The sequence below is a fragment of the Sporosarcina sp. HYO08 genome (assembly GCF_001563475.1).
Taxonomy (GTDB): Bacteria; Bacillota; Bacilli; order Bacillales_A; family Planococcaceae; genus Sporosarcina.
The window spans coordinates 108,725-126,923 of record NZ_LPUT01000028.1 but is presented as its reverse complement, the minus strand read 5'-3'; the positions used below and the strand labels follow the sequence as shown (position 1 = coordinate 126,923).

The window sequence follows — 18,199 nt, the reverse complement described above, 5'->3', positions numbered from 1 at the left end:
CTTCGTTTTGGACAACCTCAGCTTTTTTACACTGGACTTATTATCTGCGTTTTTTCGACTTTAACAATTGTTCAAGATGTCCTTCCGCCACCGTTGGCTCCTCTTGGACCACAGGATGTTCGCGATTGCCAAGTGATGTTTTGAAAAAGCCGAACCGCCGTAAAGTGATGTCAAGAAAAAACAGAATCATTGCTGTGAGCACGAGCCAATTCGTGATGGGGCGTTTTTCGCTACTGACGGCAGGCAGTGAACGAAATGCCTCTGATGGATTTTCGAGAAGTTCTCCACCCGTTCGATCAGCAATTTTTTCCATAACGTTAATATTAGGAGCTTTTAGCTTATATTCCTCACTGTATGGAATAGAAACACCTGCCTCGGATAATCCGCCTTTGTCGTCACTCACACTAAAAAACACAAGACCCGGTTTCGCATCAACTGTGACACGAAGTTTACCAGGTGCCAGCGGTTCGGATGTAAATGGCACTTCCTGTCCATTTTCATTAACCACTGCAACCTCTAGAAATGCCGCTTTTCGCGTGCTGTCTGTGATAGTAAATGTACCGCCTCGTTCGTGCTTAATGACATATGGAACGACTTCGTAATTTGGCAATACCCTTGTTAAAGCCGTATTCCAAAATTCAGGATAGTGTGCCCATCTTGCAAAATCTCCTGTCCACTTCCCCGTTGAATCCGATGTAAAGGCAACTGTTCTCCCAAGACCATACATCCACTCTGCTATTATGGGATCTTCCTGAGGACTCTCTCCAACAATAGTCGCTGCCCGCTTCGCGGTCGTTGCGATGTACGCATTCATTTGCGGCACACCTTCACTGAAAAGTGCTGTCCATTCAGGAACGTTCCCAACTTGCATATAAAAAGGATCATCTACAATATAGGTGCGGGTCATCATTGACGTTTCACGCGTTAAAATGGCCGGGATCGTAGACTCGTCAATGACATTATAAAAACGTCCCCCACCGCTTTCAGCCATGTCCTCCAGCAAATTTCCATCGGCGTCCGAACCAATTGCGACGGTTGTTAATGTTACGCTATTTTCTTTTCCAGCTTCGATCAGCTCTTCATAACCAGGGGGCATTTCTGATTGTCCGTCGGTGAGCAATATAATATGTTTTCTTTGCAGTTTTAAGTCGGCCAATGCCTCATATGCTTTTTCTACACCTGGGAAAATATTCGTTCCCCCGCCGGCCGGTATGGACAGTATTTGATCGATTGCTTCTTCTCTATCTGTTAAAGGGCCGACAGGAATGACTTCCCACACCCGATCATCGAAAGCAGTAAAACCGAAAGTGTCATCGTCACGAAGTAGTTCAACGGAACGAGCCGCTGCTTCTCTTGCAAGTGCAATTTTGTTTCCCGCCATACTGCCTGAACGGTCTAACACGATGATTAAACCGAGAGATGGAATTTGTTCCTTGCCTTTCACTTCCATTTCAACAGGTAAAAGACGTTCAATCGGTGATTTGAAATAGCCGCCAAGTCCAAAGCTTTCTTCCCCGCCCACCATTATAAAGCCCGTTCCAAAATTTTTAACGGTTTGTTCGATCATCATCATTTTTTGTTCACCAACGAAATGTCCCGGGACATTATCAAAAATGATCGCGTCATACTGTAGATAGCTTGACTGCGCTTCTGGCAGATGACTAGCTTCTACCACCTCAACATTCACAATCGTCCGATCTAATAATGTAGGAATTACCGATGGATTTCTATCTGTTTGAACGATGAGGACGTTTGGCGATTGTGTCATTTTTGTCATGGCAAACATTTCATTATTCTCTAAATAAGCGTCGTCCGGTACAATGAGCTTCGCTTCATATTTAATCATTCCACTTCCCGTAGCTGATGTGTGAAAGGAAAAAGCATTATTTCCCGGTTCAAGCTCGATGGATTCACGGATAATTTCTTGATCATTTTGGAATACCAACAATGTCCCTGCTGTTTTCGATGATGAGCTGACCTCCATCCGCAGCAACTGTCGTTCCCCTTCGAATGCTCGAATCGGTGTTTCAAACAATTCAATTGCCGCCTCATTTGACAGTGGATTCTCTAATAACACTGTATCAATTTGTATATTTCCGCTACTATATTTTGATAAGATGTTATCGATGGAGCCTGTCGTTTCAAGACCATCCGATAGTAAAACGAGCCGCGTCGCGCGGTCTCTTTTACCAATCGCACTTGCCAAATCCATCGCTTTTGCAATATCTGTCGAGTCTTTTCCTTCCATAGGCTCTACGACTGGTACCGAGACTTGGGCAGCAGTTAGGGGCACATCCGCACGGAAACTGCCCGCAAATGAATAGATGCCAATCGATTGGTGTGCTTTCCGGCTTTTCAAGCTTTCATTTATCCATTCATCGGCTTGTTTCCCCGCACCTTCAACCGAGACAGAACGATCGACTAAAAATAAAATTTGCTCTTCTGAGACACGCAGTTTTACATAGGGAGAAGAGAGTGCAAATAAAAGCAAAAGAATCGCTGCACTCCTTAGGTAAAAAAGAACTTTGCCCGATCGACTTTTTTTGAATGATTTCCAAGTATAGAACATATAAATCCCAATGGGAATGAAGAGCAACAGCCAATAAGGTTGGTCAATTCGGAACTCCACGTCTTCGTTGCACCTCCCATTCGATAAGCAAAAGCATTAAAATTGGGATCAGTAAAATCCAACCAATCCCTTTTTTGCCTTGTTCGTTTTCTTGTTGTTCCTCCAGCTGTCCAATTCGATAAGAGGTCCCCTTTTGAAGTTCTTTCTCCACCTGTTCTAATTGGACAACCAACCGTTTTTCTTCTTTCCCATCTGCCACTTTATAAATTCCTGGACGTGACGGTGCTATGAAATTTGAACCATCTCTATACGTCGCAATGTATTCGTCTTGTATCGTAAACACTTCCAATTCATTCAACCCGCTCATCAAAATGGCTTTCCGTTCATTCGGGGTAAACAGTCCAAGGGAATTCTGTTCCGCAGTAAATGTTTCACTAACACTCCATATAAAGAGTGGAAATGACGGGTGGAGCGGCCAATCCGTTTGGTCAATATCAGCCAGAACGATCAAGTCCCCCCTTCCCGAACGTTGGATGAAAGGTTTTCCATCAATATCCGCAATCGTTGTAAAATGATTGAATGGCGGATACAACGATTGAACATATACATCTTCTAAATTGACAAGCATAAAGAGTGGATCAGATGACGTTTCAATCGCACCTTTGCTTTCGGTAGCCGAGACATCATTTCTCCCTATAAGCAAAATCGGCTGCTCACTTTTCTCAAGTAATGACACATCATTTGTTACTGCGAACGCACCTGCATGCAATCGCATTTCGTTTACCGAACCGGTTGACACGACAGCACCGACTGCCTCAAAAGCTTTATAAATAAGCTCATGTAAAGAACGGTCTACAATAACTTCTTTTTCTTCATTCCCTACTAATGAAAAAGCGTGATTGTCCACTTCGTACTCATCGTTCACAATCATTTCAGCGTGTAAAGCATTGCTTGTAGGAAGTTTTTCAAAAGGTATGAACAGCTCTTTACTTGCCTCTATCGTAAAATTTTCAGATGCCAATCGCTGATCTGACAAGGCATCGAAAATTTCAATCTTCCCTGATTGCTGTTGGTCGGACTGATTGACGATTTTAACAATTGCCTCTGTTCCTTCTGTCGCTTGAAGTGCACCAAATTTGTCGATCGAAATGTTTACGACTGCATCATTTAACCCGTGAACTGTCCAAGAGTGGTCAGGCTCTCCCTCATAAAAAGTGCTTCGATCGAGATAATCTGTATAGATATGAATATCGGAACCGCTTTTTGTCGCTAATGATTGAACAAATTCAATCGTTTTAGCCATTTGCTCATTTTCATACGTTATTTGTAATTGATCGATGGCTCCGATGATCACTTTAGGGTCCGTTTCTTTCTGGACGACGATTGCGGGTTCTTTCCCAGACGTTACAATTGTCATCGGTTGTCCCGCCCGTTTTTCCACAACTGTTTTCATCTCAGCCCGTTGATGATCAAAATGTGTGACACCATTTTTTGTTGCTAACATACTTGCTGAAGTATCAATGATGAAAATGGTTTCATCGGCCACTTCTTTCTCCGTCATTACATAAGGTTTTAACAATAAAAATACCATTACTAATAGTGCTGCCATTTGTAAGTAGAACAATGCATTTCTTTGTAAATTTCTTAAATAAGGTGAAACTTGTAATTCACGCTCGTCTTGTTGCCAAAAAAGTGTAGATGAAATCGTTTTTGACTCATAACGTTTTCGAAAAAAGTAATAAAAAAGGACGGTCAACGGGAAAATTGCCGTCCAACTATTGATGAACTGATCGATTCCCACTTTTCGTCCGCCTTTCTAGCGAAGCCACCCTGCATGACGCATTTTTTTCGTTACCGTTTCCATGACGCCTTCTTTGACACGGGCATGGAAATACTGAATGCCAAACCGATTGCAAATTGCCGCCATCTTTGCTTCGTGGCTCGCCTTTTTGTTTAAATAGCTTTCGATCCGTTGACGTGAAATGCTAATATCGACCTCTTTTTCATTTTCAATATCAATGAGTTTTACGTCCCCTTCTACTTGTGGATGTTCTTCTTCATCGGATTGGACGAAGATTAGTCGCGTGTCATGGCAGATGCCCGGCAGCTTGCGGAATAGTTGCGTCCATTTTTCTAGTTCCTCTAATCCGTCTGTAATGATAAATAGCACAGTAATTGCTTTTGGCATCCCTTTCAAAATCGTCTCTGTGAATTCTTCAGTCGTTTGAGGGGTTTCTAGCGTTGCAATCATTTTTGTCCACATTGCACGCTGGACTATGCCCTTTTTGCGAAAAAACTGCTTTTTCCCATTGATTCTCGTTGAAAAAGAAACGGTGTCTCCGCTCGATAGCCCAATTTGGCCGAGCGCAATGGCAAGTTGCCGCGCAAATTCCCACTTGCCATCCACACTCATCGACTTTGTAGCGTCAAGCACAATATGAATACGCATTTCTTGTTCATCTAAAAACTGCTTAATATAAGGCTTTTCCGTCCGCGCATAGACATTCCAATCAATATGACGTAAATCATCACCTGGATGGTATTCTCTAAAATCAGAAAAATCCAGTGATGAGCCTGTTTTCCTTGAACGGTGCGTTCCCTTATGGGCACCGAGTCTTTTGGATTTTGAAACGATTGCAAACGAACTTAGTCTTTTCGCTAATTGGTTCGGGAGCAGCTCGTGAGTCAATTCGCAAATGCCCCTTTCCGACTTTCATTCAAAAGTTTTTCAATAAGCGCATTCACATTGATCCCTTCGGCCTCTCCTTCATAATTCAGCAAAATTCGATGGCGTAACGCCGGCTGTGCAACATGTTTAATATCCGCGATCGAGACGTGAAAACGGCCATCCATGAGTGCCCTCGCTTTTGCTAACCGAATAATAGATTGAAGACCTCGTGGACCGCTTCCATATTGCACGTACTTTGTCCACTCAGTAGATGATTCTTCATGATGATGTGTATTCGCAACAAGCTGAACGGCAAAATCAAGGATTTCCTCGGCCACAATAACTGCCCTTGTCATTTTTTGTGCTTCTACTACTTCGTTTGCATTCATGATTTTTTGAATCGCAATATGTGCTGTGCCGGTTGTACGTTGAACAATCTCTTTCAACTCATCCCTGCTCGGATAAGGCAATAAAATTTTACATAAAAAACGATCCATCTGTGCTTCGGGCAGTGGATAAGTACCCTCCATTTCAATTGGGTTTTGAGTTGCCAAAACGAAAAATGGCTTCATCATTTGACGTGTCTCGCCAAGTACAGTAACCGTCTTTTCTCCCATTGCTTCTAGTAACGCACTTTGTGTTTTCGGGGTCGCTCGGTTAATTTCATCCGCTAATACCATTTGGCTAAAAATTGGTCCTTCCTTAAAAACAAACCGCTGTGTTCCACTGTTGTTCCGTTCTAACATACTCGTTCCTGTAATATCGGCTGGCATGAGATCGGGTGTAAATTGAATGCGCGAAAACGATAGGTCAAGCACTTCCGAAATCGTGCGGATGAGCATCGTTTTCCCCAATCCCGGTAAGCCCTCCAGCAGCGCATGCCCTTCTGCCAAAATTGCATAGAGCGAAAATTCAATGGCTTCTTCTTGTCCGACGATAAAAGTCCCAATTTCTTTTTTTACTTTGTGCAGCTGATCGCTCATTTCTTGAAATTGTTCAGGTGCATAAGACATGTAAACACTTCCATTCCATATCATTCAATTGAAGAAAAGTAATCGGATAAAATATGCTTTAAATCAGTTGGCAATTCCATCTTGTCCGTACTCTTCAAATAAGCATCTTTATAATTACCGATGACTTCTTTGTAAGGGCGGATCGTTCCTTTTTCAACTAGACCTTCCACATCGCGTTCTTCTATGAATTCACCTTCGCTGTTTTTACCGCCAACGATCGATGGATCTTCGGTAGATCCAAACCGTCCACCCGGAATCGAAAGTAAATTTCTGCCGCCAGACCCTTGTCCTGCACCTTGACCTTGGCCTTGACCCTGACCTTGACCTTGACCCTGGCCTTGGCCTTGACCTTGGCCTTGACCTTGGCCTTGGCCTTGACCTTGGCCTTGGCCTTGGCCTTGGCCTTGACCTTGGCCCTGACCTTGGCCTTGGCCTTGACCCTGATCCTGACCTTGACCTTGGCCTTGACCCTGACCTTGACCTTGGCCTTGACCTTGGCCTTGACCCTGACCTTGACCTTGGCCTTGACCTTGGCCTTGACCCTGACCTTGGCCTTGGCTCTCGTTTGTTGATCTAGGGGATTTATTGTTGTTCGGTGTTTGCTGTGAATCCAATGTCGCCAATGCCGGTAATGATGGTGCCCTACCGATTTCGGATAGATCCGAATACGTATTCCCAGCTTGTTTAGCAAGTTGATCTGTAATCTTTTTCAACTCGGATAATTCTTTTTCTTCCGCTTTAGTTAATGCGGCATCGGAATTACTTGTTGATTCCGCGAAGGTTTTTTTCGCCCTCAACTTTTGCTCTTGCAATCGTAACTCCTTTTGTTTCTTGACAAGTTCTTTTAATACCTCTTCAGACAGCTGTGTCTCTTCAAGTTTTTTCACAAGCTCCTCTAATTCTTTTTTCACTTGTGGGATTGTTTCTTTCTTTGCCATCTCTTGAACATTCTTTTTAACTTGCCGGACAATTTCTTTTTCTTGTACAATCGTTGTTGCTTCCAGTTGCGAATTAGAAGGAAATAGTAACAACAATACTAGGCAGGCTGACAAAAAAATTAAGGAGCCAAGCATTTTAGGATTGATGTACTTTTTCTCTCGCTGTTTAAATTGTTCATAAACACTTTTCATTTTCTTAGTCGCTGAATGGACTAACGCAGATGATAAATTTGTTTGGTTATGATGGGCATCCAAAGCAGTAATAAGCAAATTATGGGGCATATAACGATCGAGTTCCCATACAGCTTCCTGTAACTGAACTCTTTTATAAACGATCACAGCACTATAGAGTAACAATACGACTAGACCCACAGTAAAGGCAATCCACTTATAATGAGGGAAGACAAATAAGCGGGAAACAGACAAAATAAGCACAGCACTTAGTATGGATAAACAGAAACCCGTCTGAAGCATCCAAACAACTCGTTCCAATTGCAGCCAACCTAATGCGGCCTTTACATATTTTAATAATGCTTTCCGCTCCATTCGCCTTTCCCCTCCTTTATTATTTAGAACGTTTCATATTCACCCGAAGCTTCTTAACAGAAAGAAATAGGGAAATAATGGTAATCGCTAGATAAAATAATAAATATCCTCCCCATATTGGAAACTTCACCTGTGTCATACCTGTAATCCCTTCAGTAACACCAGGAACCACAATTGTTGCAAATAGAACTGCCGGGTTAATGGTCGCAAAAAAATGTCCCATATAAGAAGTTGGCGGCGCTCCTACACTTGTGTGTCCCATTGTCGTTACTTGGATGATTACAAGAAATAGAAAACCTGTAATAATTGATAAGAATAACATCGTTCCATATGTTGCGATCATAGACACGATCGTTTTTCGAATAATTGTAGAAAACAGGACGCCAACGCTGCCAATCGCTAGCATCGTCACAAATAAAAACAGCAATACTTTCATAAACTGCATCGGAGAAATCCCGCCGAATAAAAAGACTAAACTATAAATCGGCAATCCCGCGATAATTAATAAGAGTAAAAAAGCAATAGATGAAAGTAGTTTACCGATAATAATTTGAAACGAGCTTTGTGAAGTCGTCAATAATATGCCCAGCGTTTGTTTCTCACGTTCAGCACTGATTGTTCCAGCTGTAAGTCCGGGCGTTATAAAAAGGACAAGCCCCAACTGAATAAAAGCAAGTAAGACAAATAACATTAAACTTTCATCCGGTCGGAAATACGATACACCTGTCATACTCATCGTTGTAAAAATAAACCCGAAGACAAAAATACAAATGGCGATCAAATAAAACAAAACACCGTTAAAGCTTTTACCTGATCGAAATCGAAGCTTCAACTCCTTGAATAATACAGGGTTTTGAAAAGCTGCCTTCACCTTACACATCTCCCTTCGTAATTTCCATGAACACGTCTTCTAGATTCGTTACGTGCTCTCTAAAAGAAAGGATTGGGATATTTTGTGAAATTGCTCGTTTGAGTAAATCGATCTGCTCTTCTTCAGTTCCCTTATAAATAAAAGACAATTCGTTAGGTTGATCTGTCAATGCAATTGAATGAGCATGCGGTTCTGTCTCAAAAAAGGAAAGTGCTTGTTCCGCAGAACCCGCAAAGCGAACATAGATCGCTTTCTCCCCTTTTAATTGCGCTTGTATTTCAGCAACCGAACCGTGAGCGACGAGACGTCCGCTGTCAATAATGCCGATCTCATCACACATTTCAGCCAGTTCCGGTAAGATATGCGAAGAGATTAAAATCGTCTTGCCCATCTTTTTTAACGTTTTTAAGATCTCCCTCATTTCCACTCGCGCCCGCGGATCGAGCCCCGATGCCGGCTCATCTAAAATGAGTACACTTGGATCATGGATAAGACTTCTCGCAAGACAAAGCCGTTGCTTCATTCCACGGGATAGAAGATCTACGTAGGTGTATCTTTTGTCTGACAGATTCACTAATTCTAATAGTTGAGGAATTAGCTTTTGGCGCTCCACTTCTGGAATACCATAACTGGCCCCGTAAAAATCTAAATACTCATCTGTTTTCAATTGATCGTACACACCGAAAAAGTCAGGCATATAGCCGATCATTTTTCTAACTTCCTTTGGATTCTCCCTTACATTTATCCCATTAATAAATACATCACCTGTAGTAGGCTGCAACAAAGTTGCTAATATTAAAAAGGTCGTCGATTTGCCTGCCCCATTCGCACCGACAAAACCAAAAACTGTACCTTCCTGCAACGTCAAATCCAAATTGTTAAGCGCATAAAAACGTCCATATTTTTTGGTTAGCCCTTTTATTTCAATCATTGTGCCACCTCGCCACTTAACCATAATTCCGGTGCACGGCCTTCTGTCCCGTGCATCGTATTACTTACACGGAGCTGCAGCATGATCGTCCCATCCGGTGAAATATAATCTTCAACATGACTCGTCATTTCAACGAGTTTTGAATCTTTTACTTTCTCGAATTTACTTAATTTCGAATTCCAAAGTTCTACTTCGTATAATCCATTTTGGATGTTTTTCAATTTTAGTGATTTCCAGTTCATGTTTCGATCAACAATGTCGGCTGGTAATTGCCACTTTTGTTCGTACATTGGCTCTTCAAAATAATAACGATTTCCTGTGGGAGCAGCTTGACCTGCTTCCATTTGGCTTTTCTCACCGACTAAAGACATGCCCATCATTTCTGGCTCTATTTCAATCGTTCCCGAAAATGACATTTCTACATCGATCGGCTGCATAATCATCGCCAATGATGAAATAGAAGGACGGCCATTTTCAAGCTCAACTGGAATGATTTGTGCATTGGTATAACCGATAATCATTGGTTTTTGCGCAAATTGCATAAACTGACTCGTAAATGTAAAAAGGCTTTCCTTACGAAGTTCAGTGAGATCATTGACGTTTGTAGGAGATGGGTTCATATACGTATTAAACATAGGTCGACTCGCAACGAGCGCAGAAGTTTTTAATGTCTCATTCACTTCCAGCGTTTCACCCGCCCCCATATCTCCCAATGGAATTAACTTAGTGCCTGACCAAATAGCCGCATCTTTCAATTCAAAAGGGAAAGTGTTTGTAATCGTTCCTGTTAATTTTTTTTGATCGACTTTTAACGTTGACTCATATTGACCAAGTTGTTCCAGCATAGTTTTTCCATAAATGGACTTAACTGACCAATAGCCAATATCAAATAAATGCATTTTCGCCCCCGTTTGCCCTCTTTCGAGCATTGCCTGTTTATGACTGGAAGCATCTGATGGTCCAAAGAAATTCGTTGTGGAAACAGCAGCATTCATCGTTGTACCCGCCGGTGCAGTTAACGTAAAATCGCCCGCCTTATTAGACAATAAGGATTGTGCATAATAGCCCGATAAACTGCCATCTTGCTCCGCTTGTAAAACGGCTGTTACTTGAATTTGTGCATTTCCAATACGATTTTTCGCACCGATTGCAAAAATAGCGATCGACGTAATGATAGCAATCGTCGGAATGATCCACCACGCATGCTCCCTTTTGTCTTTTCGTTTTAACACAAAATATAAAACTGGAATTGTTACAATGATGTAGAGAAGAATAAGTCCAAATAGCAGCGGTGTAGATACTTTAAAAGATGGAAATAATTCATTGCTATCTCCAATCGTATGGCTAATCCCCTCCATTGGACTTTCAGAATACATAGTCGTATGTTGAATGAGTTTGTCTCCGGAGGCTACTAACTGATTCCAAAGCGCAGTCACATCTGGCATTGTAGCCAACGGGGCATCCCCCAATGAAAAAGCCGTCTGAATAATCGCTCCTTGGCCTATCGTTTTATACGCGACAAGTACATTGGAAGATGATGTAAACAAGGAGTGACTGCCTTCATGACTCGTTGTATTGTACATAGAAATTTGTCCCTTGAAGCTTCCTTCGCCCGCCCAGCCATCTAGTGCTGATGCATCTGCCTTAATTTTGTCTTCTAATGTAAATGGCAAATAGTCTGAAAGGATCCCTACTTCTCCCTTCAAATTATCAGAAGCACCGACAATCATTATTCCACCAGCACGTACCCAATTTAACAATGCTTTCTGCCTGGCTTCTGACAAATCAGCGATCGGATATTCATCAATAATGATATAATCGGCCGCCCCCCAGCCGTCTGCATCATTTGGCAATAACGATTTTTCCATTTTAGATGCATAGATCAATTGCTGATTCGTCGCATTCGGCACTTTCACCGTTTTCAATGCGCTTAATCGATCAGGTTGATTTGTAAACGCGACGAGAAATTTTGTGTCTCCGTAAAACATTGATGTTGTGAATTGCTGTGCACCTTTATGTGCAATTTCTTTTCCCTTTTCCCATCCGCCCTCATAGAAATAAATCGATTTGGACTGCATGCCGTAGTGGTGATCGCTAATGGATGGTACGATCACTGACAGCGTTTTCGTTTCCCCGCTATCAATCGTTAAAGGTATTGCTTCTCCATTTCCAACACGATAAGATGATGAAATGTCCAATACAAGATCCCCATTGAACGACGCCCCATTATTTTCAATCGTCAGAATAAGGTGTGCCCCTTTACCGTATTTTACTTTTCCATCTAAGCCCGTTGTAATCTTCACCTTCAAATCCGGGCCCGCCGCTTGCGCCGTTTGGAATGGCAGTAAAGCTAATAAGGTAAAAATCACTGTACACAATAAGGCGATTTTTTTCCGCATGTCCTTCCCTCCTATTGCCCACTCTTCTAATTAGTACGCATGAGAACAAACAAAGTTCCTTCTTCTTTAAAGCTTCAGACCATCTTGTAATTTTCCCGCATGTTTCTGAGCGATTTGAGTAAATGCCTCTACTTGTTTGAGCTCAAACGATGATTCATACCCAATGAGCCATGTATCTCGCGTGAGTTCAAACTCTTCCTCGTTGTTTAACAAAGGGACTTTGTTTACAATTTCATCGCCTGTCAATGTAATAGATGGTAAAATCGCATACCCAATACCGTTCAGTGCAAGCTGCTTACACGTCTCAATTTGATCGACAGTAATTTGTCTGCCTGGTTTTTTCAAAAAATGGCGTTGCCACCACTGTTGAATTTCCATGTAATAATTCGAATCACTTTTAAATTGAATAAAAGGCCGGTTTGTATCTTTCAATTCCTCGATTGTTTGGATTTCTTGATCCACTAAGTAAAGTGAATCCCTAAACAAATGCGTTTTCCTGCTTTTCCAATCAATTTGTCCCCGCACAATTCCGACGTGTGCCTCTCCATCATACAGCGCTTTTACAATTTCAGAACTCCATCCTGTCATGAGTGAAATTTTAGCATCGGGATGTTGTTCAACATAATCTTTTAGCACTTTTGGCAGCCAATTTTGTCCTACAATGGACGCGCACGCAATTTTTAATGTTCCGTGCACTTTATCCGCCATTGAAGCAATCATCTCAAATGTCTCCTCTTTTTTAGTGATTGCTTCGTTTGCATATGCAATGACCAATTCCCCTGCCGGTGTTGGCTCTAATCCTTTTTGGGAACGATTAAAAAGCAGTGTCCCCCAATCTTTTTCAATAGACTGTAATCTTTGAGAAAGCGCCGGCTGAGAAAGGAAAAGTCGTTCTGCAGCCTTTCGCATATTTCCTTCTTCAGCCAGCGCTTTAATAATTTCAAATTCAGTTGTTGTCATTATGTAAGTCCTTTCCACGTGGAATTCGTAAAATAAGTAACAAGCTTAAAACCGCGAAAAATGCGACTGTAATATAGACCCATTGCAAAGAAATCGTTAATGCTTGTTGCAGTTGATGGATTTGATTGATTGGAACAGATTGTCTAACTGACTCGGTTAACAGTAAATTGATATCATCTAAATTGTATTGCCAATTTTCTTTATGAAAAACATGTAGTAAAGAACTATTTAATACTGCACCAAAAATGGCAGCACCAATCGTGTTTCCAAAATTACGCATGAACATATTTGATGCCGTTGCTGAACCACGCCTTTCCCTTGTGACAGCACCTTGGATTGTGACAATGAACGAGGTGCTTGTTAAACCCATACCAACCCCAACGAAAAAGCTAGACATCGCTGCCCACACCGGACCTGAATTTGCACTCATCATGACGAACATTGCAGCTCCCAAAACTAAGGATATACCGCCAATGAATGAAACTGTGAATGTACCATAACGAATTAATAAATGACCCGCAACCGAAGATGCAATAGGCCAACCGATAGACATTGCCGTTAAGGTGAAGCCCGCCACAATTGCCGGCTGTTCCATAACCCCTGTTACAAAAGTTGGCAAGTACGAAGAGATGCCAATCAAAATAACACCTGTCGTTAAGGATACAAGGTTTGCATATAAGATGACCGGATTTTTCCATATAGAAAATGGCATCATCGGATCTTTAGCCTTTCTTTCTTGTAAGATAAACAATGCGAACAATACAATTCCAGCGATGATCAAGATTGCACTAGTCGCTGATAACCGCCCAAATGACTGGCCGCCTTCAAGAAGCCAATATAAAATAGTCGAGAGAGATAATGTTAACAACACTGCGCCTTGATAGTCGATCGATACAGACTGCGCGCGTTTCGGTTCGTGTAGAAAGAAGAAGAGAACAGCCATAGCCAAAATCCCTAGCGGAACATTCACCCAAAAGACGTATTTCCAGTGCCAATATTGAACAATTAACCCGCCAATGACTGGCCCAGTAACCGCAGATATCCCCCAAACACTAGACAAATACCCTTGAATTTTTGCTCGTTCCTCCGTTGTGTAAATATCCCCAACGATCGTCGTAGCAATTGGCATTACTGCGCCTGCACCAAAACCTTGAAGAAACCGAAACAAAATCAATTGTTCCATCGAGGTAGAAAAACCACAAAGGATAGAGCCTATTAAAAAGACAGTTAAACCAAAAAACAGCACAGGTTTACGGCCAAATAAGTCTGCCAATTTCCCGTAAATCAATACCGTAACAGTACTCATTAATAAATAAGATGAAAAAATCCAGCTATATCGCGCAAAACCGCCGAGATCAGAAGCTATTGCCGGCATTGCAGTGGTCACAATCGTTGCTTCTACCGCACCAATAAACATCGCAAGCATGACGGCTGCGAGCACAAGTGGCCGTCTTGTCTTTTCAGTATATTCCACGTTGAACACTTCCCCTTCCCCCAACGACAAATTGTTATATTACCAATATAACCCACCTTTAAATGCATGAATAAGAAAAGGCTCCCTTCTATTGGAGCCCAGTTGATCGCTTATTAAAAAGAAGTGTAAATATACTTCTTAAATTCTTTTAAAACTTCTCTTCTTGTCATGATTCCGGCAAACTTTCCATCTTCTTCAATTACACATAGAAATGTATGATTAATTAAAAGATCTAATGCTTTTTGAAATCGATCCGTCGTTTTAATAGTAGGAAGATCAGTTTGCATGATCGTATTGACTTTTAAGTCAGCCAGTTGCTCATATTCAATCCGCTCTAATCCTAATATAGAATCAGTAATCATACCAATACCGATCAGACCCTTTAAATGATACTTGGCGTCAAGAACCGGGATTGCCGAATAGCCCGTTTTAGTCAGCACAAGAAGTGCATGCTCGGCGTTGTTTCCAATCTGAACATGTGCCACTTTTTCTGCGGGAATTGTATAGTCCATCACCGGGGTAAATAAAAAATCCCTGTTGTTTACAAAAACCATCCAAAATCGGCTCCTTCCGTAGTCATGCACATTGACATCATGCTACTACTCTATCATATCACAATTAGAGCCTTTTAGCCTTCATTCGAATTGGAAAACCTCTTTCTAAAAAGAAGAGGCCCAATAATAAAATATGACGATAAAAGCAAACATAGTCGCTACTAACATCACCCAAATAATTGGATTTAATGTAAATGGATGGTCCTCGATTGGTTCCGGAATTTCTCCATCCCGTCCTTTTGCAAGCAACTTTGCTTTATGTCCTTTACGAACAGATAAGACACTAATCAATGTAATGATCAAAATCACAATAATAAGCGGTATTGTCCAGATGTCCATTGCACATTTCTCCTTTTAGAATAGAATGTGCAATTTAATAAAAATCAATCCAATTATTTTTATCACAATGCAACAGTTGAAAATGTACAAATCGGCTATTTCTTGTTACATTTGATATAGAACTACATACGATTAAGGAGGCTTAAATTGGAAGGCAATCACAATATACGGCAATTAGCAATTGCAATTTATACCGTCAATCGACATGCCAAAACTGCACTTGACAATCGCAGCTTATATTCACTTAAAAAAATGGCCCTCGACAAACTCATTCAAATGGGGCACGCTGAAAAAATCGGATTACATTTTGTAGACAATCCAAAATTCAGCAAACAACATTCAACCGTACTCGTCCGTTGCAGCGATTTCCTCTTTCACTCAATCCCGGATCGAAATGATTTTACAACGCTCCCCCACCTCGGAAAGCAAGATCATTCTATTCGCAATCCACATGAACGCATGAATTTAAAAATGGCCAGAGAATTACTAACTAATTTCATTCATCCAACAACCTCTATTATACCTAAGCAAAAAAGACGAATAGCTGCACCTAGAAAAGGTAAAGTACGATCCCTTCAACACACACAAAGATTCAGCTCATCTTATTTAGATGGCAAATGAATATCCTTTATATAACAAAAGACGATCAATCGCAATCGTCTTTTGTTAATCCTTTATTTCTCCACCGTTAATTGTTCTTTGATCATTTGTTCAAAGTTTACAAGCATGACCATACGATCTTCTTTCTTCACAATTCCCGAGATAGGTAAGCGTTCATTCATATACAAATCTGACGCAGCTTCAATACTCGAAGAACTGATACGTCTAATTTGCGAGACCGCTGTTACATGAAACACAACAGTTTCATGTACAAAATCAGCCACTATGTATTTCGACTCCCCTTGTTCTTCCTCTCCGCATTCAATTACACGCTTCATATCAATGACTGGTAGCACATCGCCGCGTAATTGGATAATCCCTTCAATGAATGGATGAGCGTGCGGAATGGACGTTACAGGAACGGGTTGAATAATTTCACGCACTTGGTCGATGGAAATACCAAAAGTATTTTGTCCAACTTGAAATTCGACAAATTCATAATCATCCGTATGATGGTTTGTAATTAGCGTCAAACCTTTTCCCTCCATAATAAGCTATTCATACAATCTATCGGCTTATTATGGCATTTCTTCATAGTGATGGACTAATATTTGCGTTCCTTTTTCTCCATACCCATTTGCAGCGAGTTCTGCATACATTTCCCGTGCTAGTTCAAGGCCTGGCAGCGGCAGTTCCATTGCTTCGGCTTCCGCCAACGCGATATCCATATCTTTTAAGAAATGCTTCACAAAAAAGCCAGGTTCAAAATCCCCTTTAATCATCCGAGGAACTAAATTTGATAATGACCATGACCCGGCTGCCCCTGTCGATATAGATGATAAAACTGTATCCGGATCTAAGCCGGCCCGCATAGCATAAACGAGCGCCTCGCTTACCCCGATCATATTGGTAGCAATTGCAATTTGGTTGCACATTTTCGTATGCTGACCTGCACCTGCCGCTCCCTGGTAAACAATTTGACCTCCAAAGATGGATAAGACCGGCAAAATGTCTTCAAATACTTCCTTATTTCCGCCACACATAATTGACAAATTTCCATTTTTCGCCCCAATGTCCCCTCCGGAAACAGGCGCATCAATAGATGCCATTTGCAGCGACTTGGCATGTCTCGCAATTTTTTCAGCAAGCGCTGGGCTTGAAGTCGTCATATCGACAAATATTTGTTCCTTTTTTCCATTCGCAAAAATTCCATTCACACCAAAATATACTTCTTCAACATCGGCAGGGTAGCCAACCATTGTAAAAACTAGATCTACATTTGCAACTGCTTCTCCAATGGTTTCGGCCCACTTCGCACCTTCTTCGATCAGCGCTGCTGCTTTTGACTTTGTTCGTGTAAAGACTGTCACTTCGTAGTTTGCCTGTAATAAATGGCGAACGATGCTAGCACCCATAACCCCTGTTCCGATAAAGGCAATTCTTCTCTTTCCCACTTTGTTCTCCCCCTGTCCTTTCCTTCATTATTCATGTTACCAGAATATATGGACTATTTCACCGCAAAAAAAGGAGGACAGACCCTGAACGGGGTGCTGTCCTCAAAAGGGGGAAATGAGAATGTTGCTGTGTTCAATTATAATGTCCCCACTTTTTTTCATCTTTAAACCTTTTTCCGTTATTTTTATTTATTTTATTCTTTTCGTATGGCATTCTATTTTTTCGATATCTTTCGAAGGTATTCTATTTACAATCAGATCGTTATTGGAGAACTTAAAACTATAATAACGATCAATAAGTTCATCTAATTCCCTGCTCATTAACAGTGTTGCTTCCGAAGACAGTCCTTCCTTTTTCGCAATGTCAATCATTTCTTTGCGAAGATGCTCAATTTGTCGTTCTAAACTGTACTTCACATTCAATCCCCCCAAAAGATTGATGTTAAAAAATTCAATTTATTATACACCGAAAACATTTGCAAAGCCAACAAAATTCATTACGGACATTTCACTCTCTGTTCTGAAAAAAGTTCGTTTTTTATATAATGAAACAATTAAAAATAATTGCCAATAGTGAGGCAAACAATTTTATATAAAATGAAAAAATTGAATGGTAGAAAAGACTTTACGTTCTAGTGTTTTTAAGGCAAACTAATAGGGTATTATGAATAAGGAGTTGTTAGTGATGGTAATAGCAGAAGTTGGTAATATTATCGAATTCAAGGATGGTTTGCAAGGAATTGTCGAAAAGGTGAATGAAAACTCAGTCATTGTCGACCTCACATACATGGAAAACTTTGAAAAGCTAGGGCTTGAGGAAAAAACGGTGATTAACCATAAACGCTATAAAATTATTCACGGTAGCGACAAGTAAGACTGTTTA

16 protein-coding genes and 1 pseudogene are annotated in these 18,199 nt (G+C 41.1%); 2 read left to right on the top strand and 15 right to left on the bottom strand.

The window, feature by feature from the left end:
• Positions 1-40: 40 nt before the first annotated feature.
• The 12 genes from AU377_RS11995 to AU377_RS11940 form a co-directional block, all read right to left on the bottom strand.
• Positions 41-2,629 (bottom strand): VWA domain-containing protein, encoded by a 2,589-nt coding sequence (locus AU377_RS11995; RefSeq protein WP_067408003.1) that lies wholly within the window; start codon positions 2,627-2,629, stop codon positions 41-43.
• Positions 2,613-4,370, bottom strand: a complete 1,758-nt coding sequence (locus AU377_RS11990; protein ID WP_067408002.1) for a BatA and WFA domain-containing protein — start codon at positions 4,368-4,370, stop codon at positions 2,613-2,615. The genes AU377_RS11995 and AU377_RS11990 overlap by 17 nt, the downstream gene beginning before the upstream one ends.
• 15 nt (positions 4,371-4,385) lie before the next feature.
• Entirely contained in the window at positions 4,386-5,258 is an 873-nt protein-coding gene (locus AU377_RS11985; protein WP_067408001.1) for a DUF58 domain-containing protein, read from the bottom strand.
• Positions 5,255-6,250 carry a MoxR family ATPase gene (locus AU377_RS11980; RefSeq protein WP_067408000.1) on the bottom strand — a complete coding sequence of 332 codons (996 nt, stop codon included), beginning with the start codon at positions 6,248-6,250 and terminating at the stop codon, positions 5,255-5,257. Before AU377_RS11980 ends, AU377_RS11985 begins: the two co-directional genes overlap by 4 nt.
• A gap of 20 nt (positions 6,251-6,270) precedes the next feature.
• On the bottom strand, positions 6,271-7,734 hold the full coding sequence (locus AU377_RS15555) for a hypothetical protein (RefSeq protein WP_067407999.1): 1,464 nt from the start codon (positions 7,732-7,734) through the stop codon (positions 6,271-6,273).
• Between the two features lie 19 nt (positions 7,735-7,753).
• Complete coding sequence (locus AU377_RS11970; RefSeq protein WP_082732037.1) at positions 7,754-8,605, bottom strand: ABC transporter permease; 852 nt, start codon at positions 8,603-8,605, stop codon at positions 7,754-7,756.
• Between the two features lies 1 nt (position 8,606).
• The gene (locus tag AU377_RS11965; RefSeq protein WP_067407997.1) at positions 8,607-9,536 is read right to left on the bottom strand and encodes an ABC transporter ATP-binding protein; all 930 of its coding nucleotides are present in this window, start codon (positions 9,534-9,536) and stop codon (positions 8,607-8,609) included.
• Positions 9,533-11,935, bottom strand: a complete 2,403-nt coding sequence (locus AU377_RS11960) for a hypothetical protein (protein WP_067407996.1) — start codon at positions 11,933-11,935, stop codon at positions 9,533-9,535. The genes AU377_RS11965 and AU377_RS11960 overlap by 4 nt, the downstream gene beginning before the upstream one ends.
• 66 nt (positions 11,936-12,001) lie before the next feature.
• On the bottom strand, positions 12,002-12,895 hold the full coding sequence (locus AU377_RS11955) for a LysR family transcriptional regulator (protein WP_067407995.1): 894 nt from the start codon (positions 12,893-12,895) through the stop codon (positions 12,002-12,004).
• Positions 12,882-14,321 (bottom strand): MDR family MFS transporter, encoded by a 1,440-nt coding sequence (locus AU377_RS11950; protein WP_082732053.1) that lies wholly within the window; start codon positions 14,319-14,321, stop codon positions 12,882-12,884. Before AU377_RS11950 ends, AU377_RS11955 begins: the two co-directional genes overlap by 14 nt.
• A gap of 161 nt (positions 14,322-14,482) precedes the next feature.
• On the bottom strand, positions 14,483-14,923 hold the full coding sequence (cbpB, locus tag AU377_RS11945; RefSeq protein WP_067407993.1) for a cyclic-di-AMP-binding protein CbpB: 441 nt from the start codon (positions 14,921-14,923) through the stop codon (positions 14,483-14,485).
• Between the two features lie 105 nt (positions 14,924-15,028).
• Positions 15,029-15,262 carry a hypothetical protein gene (locus AU377_RS11940; protein ID WP_067407992.1) on the bottom strand — a complete coding sequence of 78 codons (234 nt, stop codon included), beginning with the start codon at positions 15,260-15,262 and terminating at the stop codon, positions 15,029-15,031.
• A gap of 147 nt (positions 15,263-15,409) precedes the next feature.
• Here AU377_RS11940 and AU377_RS11935 point away from each other — a divergent pair, with 147 nt between their 5' ends.
• Positions 15,410-15,883, top strand: coding sequence for a YkyB family protein (locus AU377_RS11935; protein WP_082732036.1), 474 nt, complete (start codon positions 15,410-15,412; stop codon positions 15,881-15,883).
• Between the two features lie 53 nt (positions 15,884-15,936).
• Here AU377_RS11935 and AU377_RS11930 read toward each other — a convergent pair whose 3' ends face one another.
• The 3 genes from AU377_RS11930 to AU377_RS15920 all read right to left on the bottom strand — a co-directional run bounded on the left by AU377_RS11930 (position 15,937) and on the right by AU377_RS15920 (position 17,733).
• Entirely contained in the window at positions 15,937-16,395 is a 459-nt protein-coding gene (locus AU377_RS11930; RefSeq protein ID WP_067407991.1) for a chemotaxis protein CheW, read from the bottom strand.
• Positions 16,396-16,440: 45 nt separating this feature from the next.
• The gene (locus AU377_RS11925) at positions 16,441-17,316 is read right to left on the bottom strand and encodes an NAD(P)-dependent oxidoreductase (protein ID WP_082732034.1); all 876 of its coding nucleotides are present in this window, start codon (positions 17,314-17,316) and stop codon (positions 16,441-16,443) included.
• 189 nt (positions 17,317-17,505) lie between these two features.
• On the bottom strand, positions 17,506-17,733 hold the full coding sequence (locus AU377_RS15920; protein WP_067407990.1) for an aspartyl-phosphate phosphatase Spo0E family protein: 228 nt from the start codon (positions 17,731-17,733) through the stop codon (positions 17,506-17,508).
• 283 nt (positions 17,734-18,016) lie between these two features.
• Here AU377_RS15920 and AU377_RS11915 point away from each other — a divergent pair.
• Positions 18,017-18,190, top strand: a pseudogene (locus AU377_RS11915) (YkvS family protein); the annotation flags it as partial.
• Between the last annotated feature and the right edge of the window lie 9 nt (positions 18,191-18,199).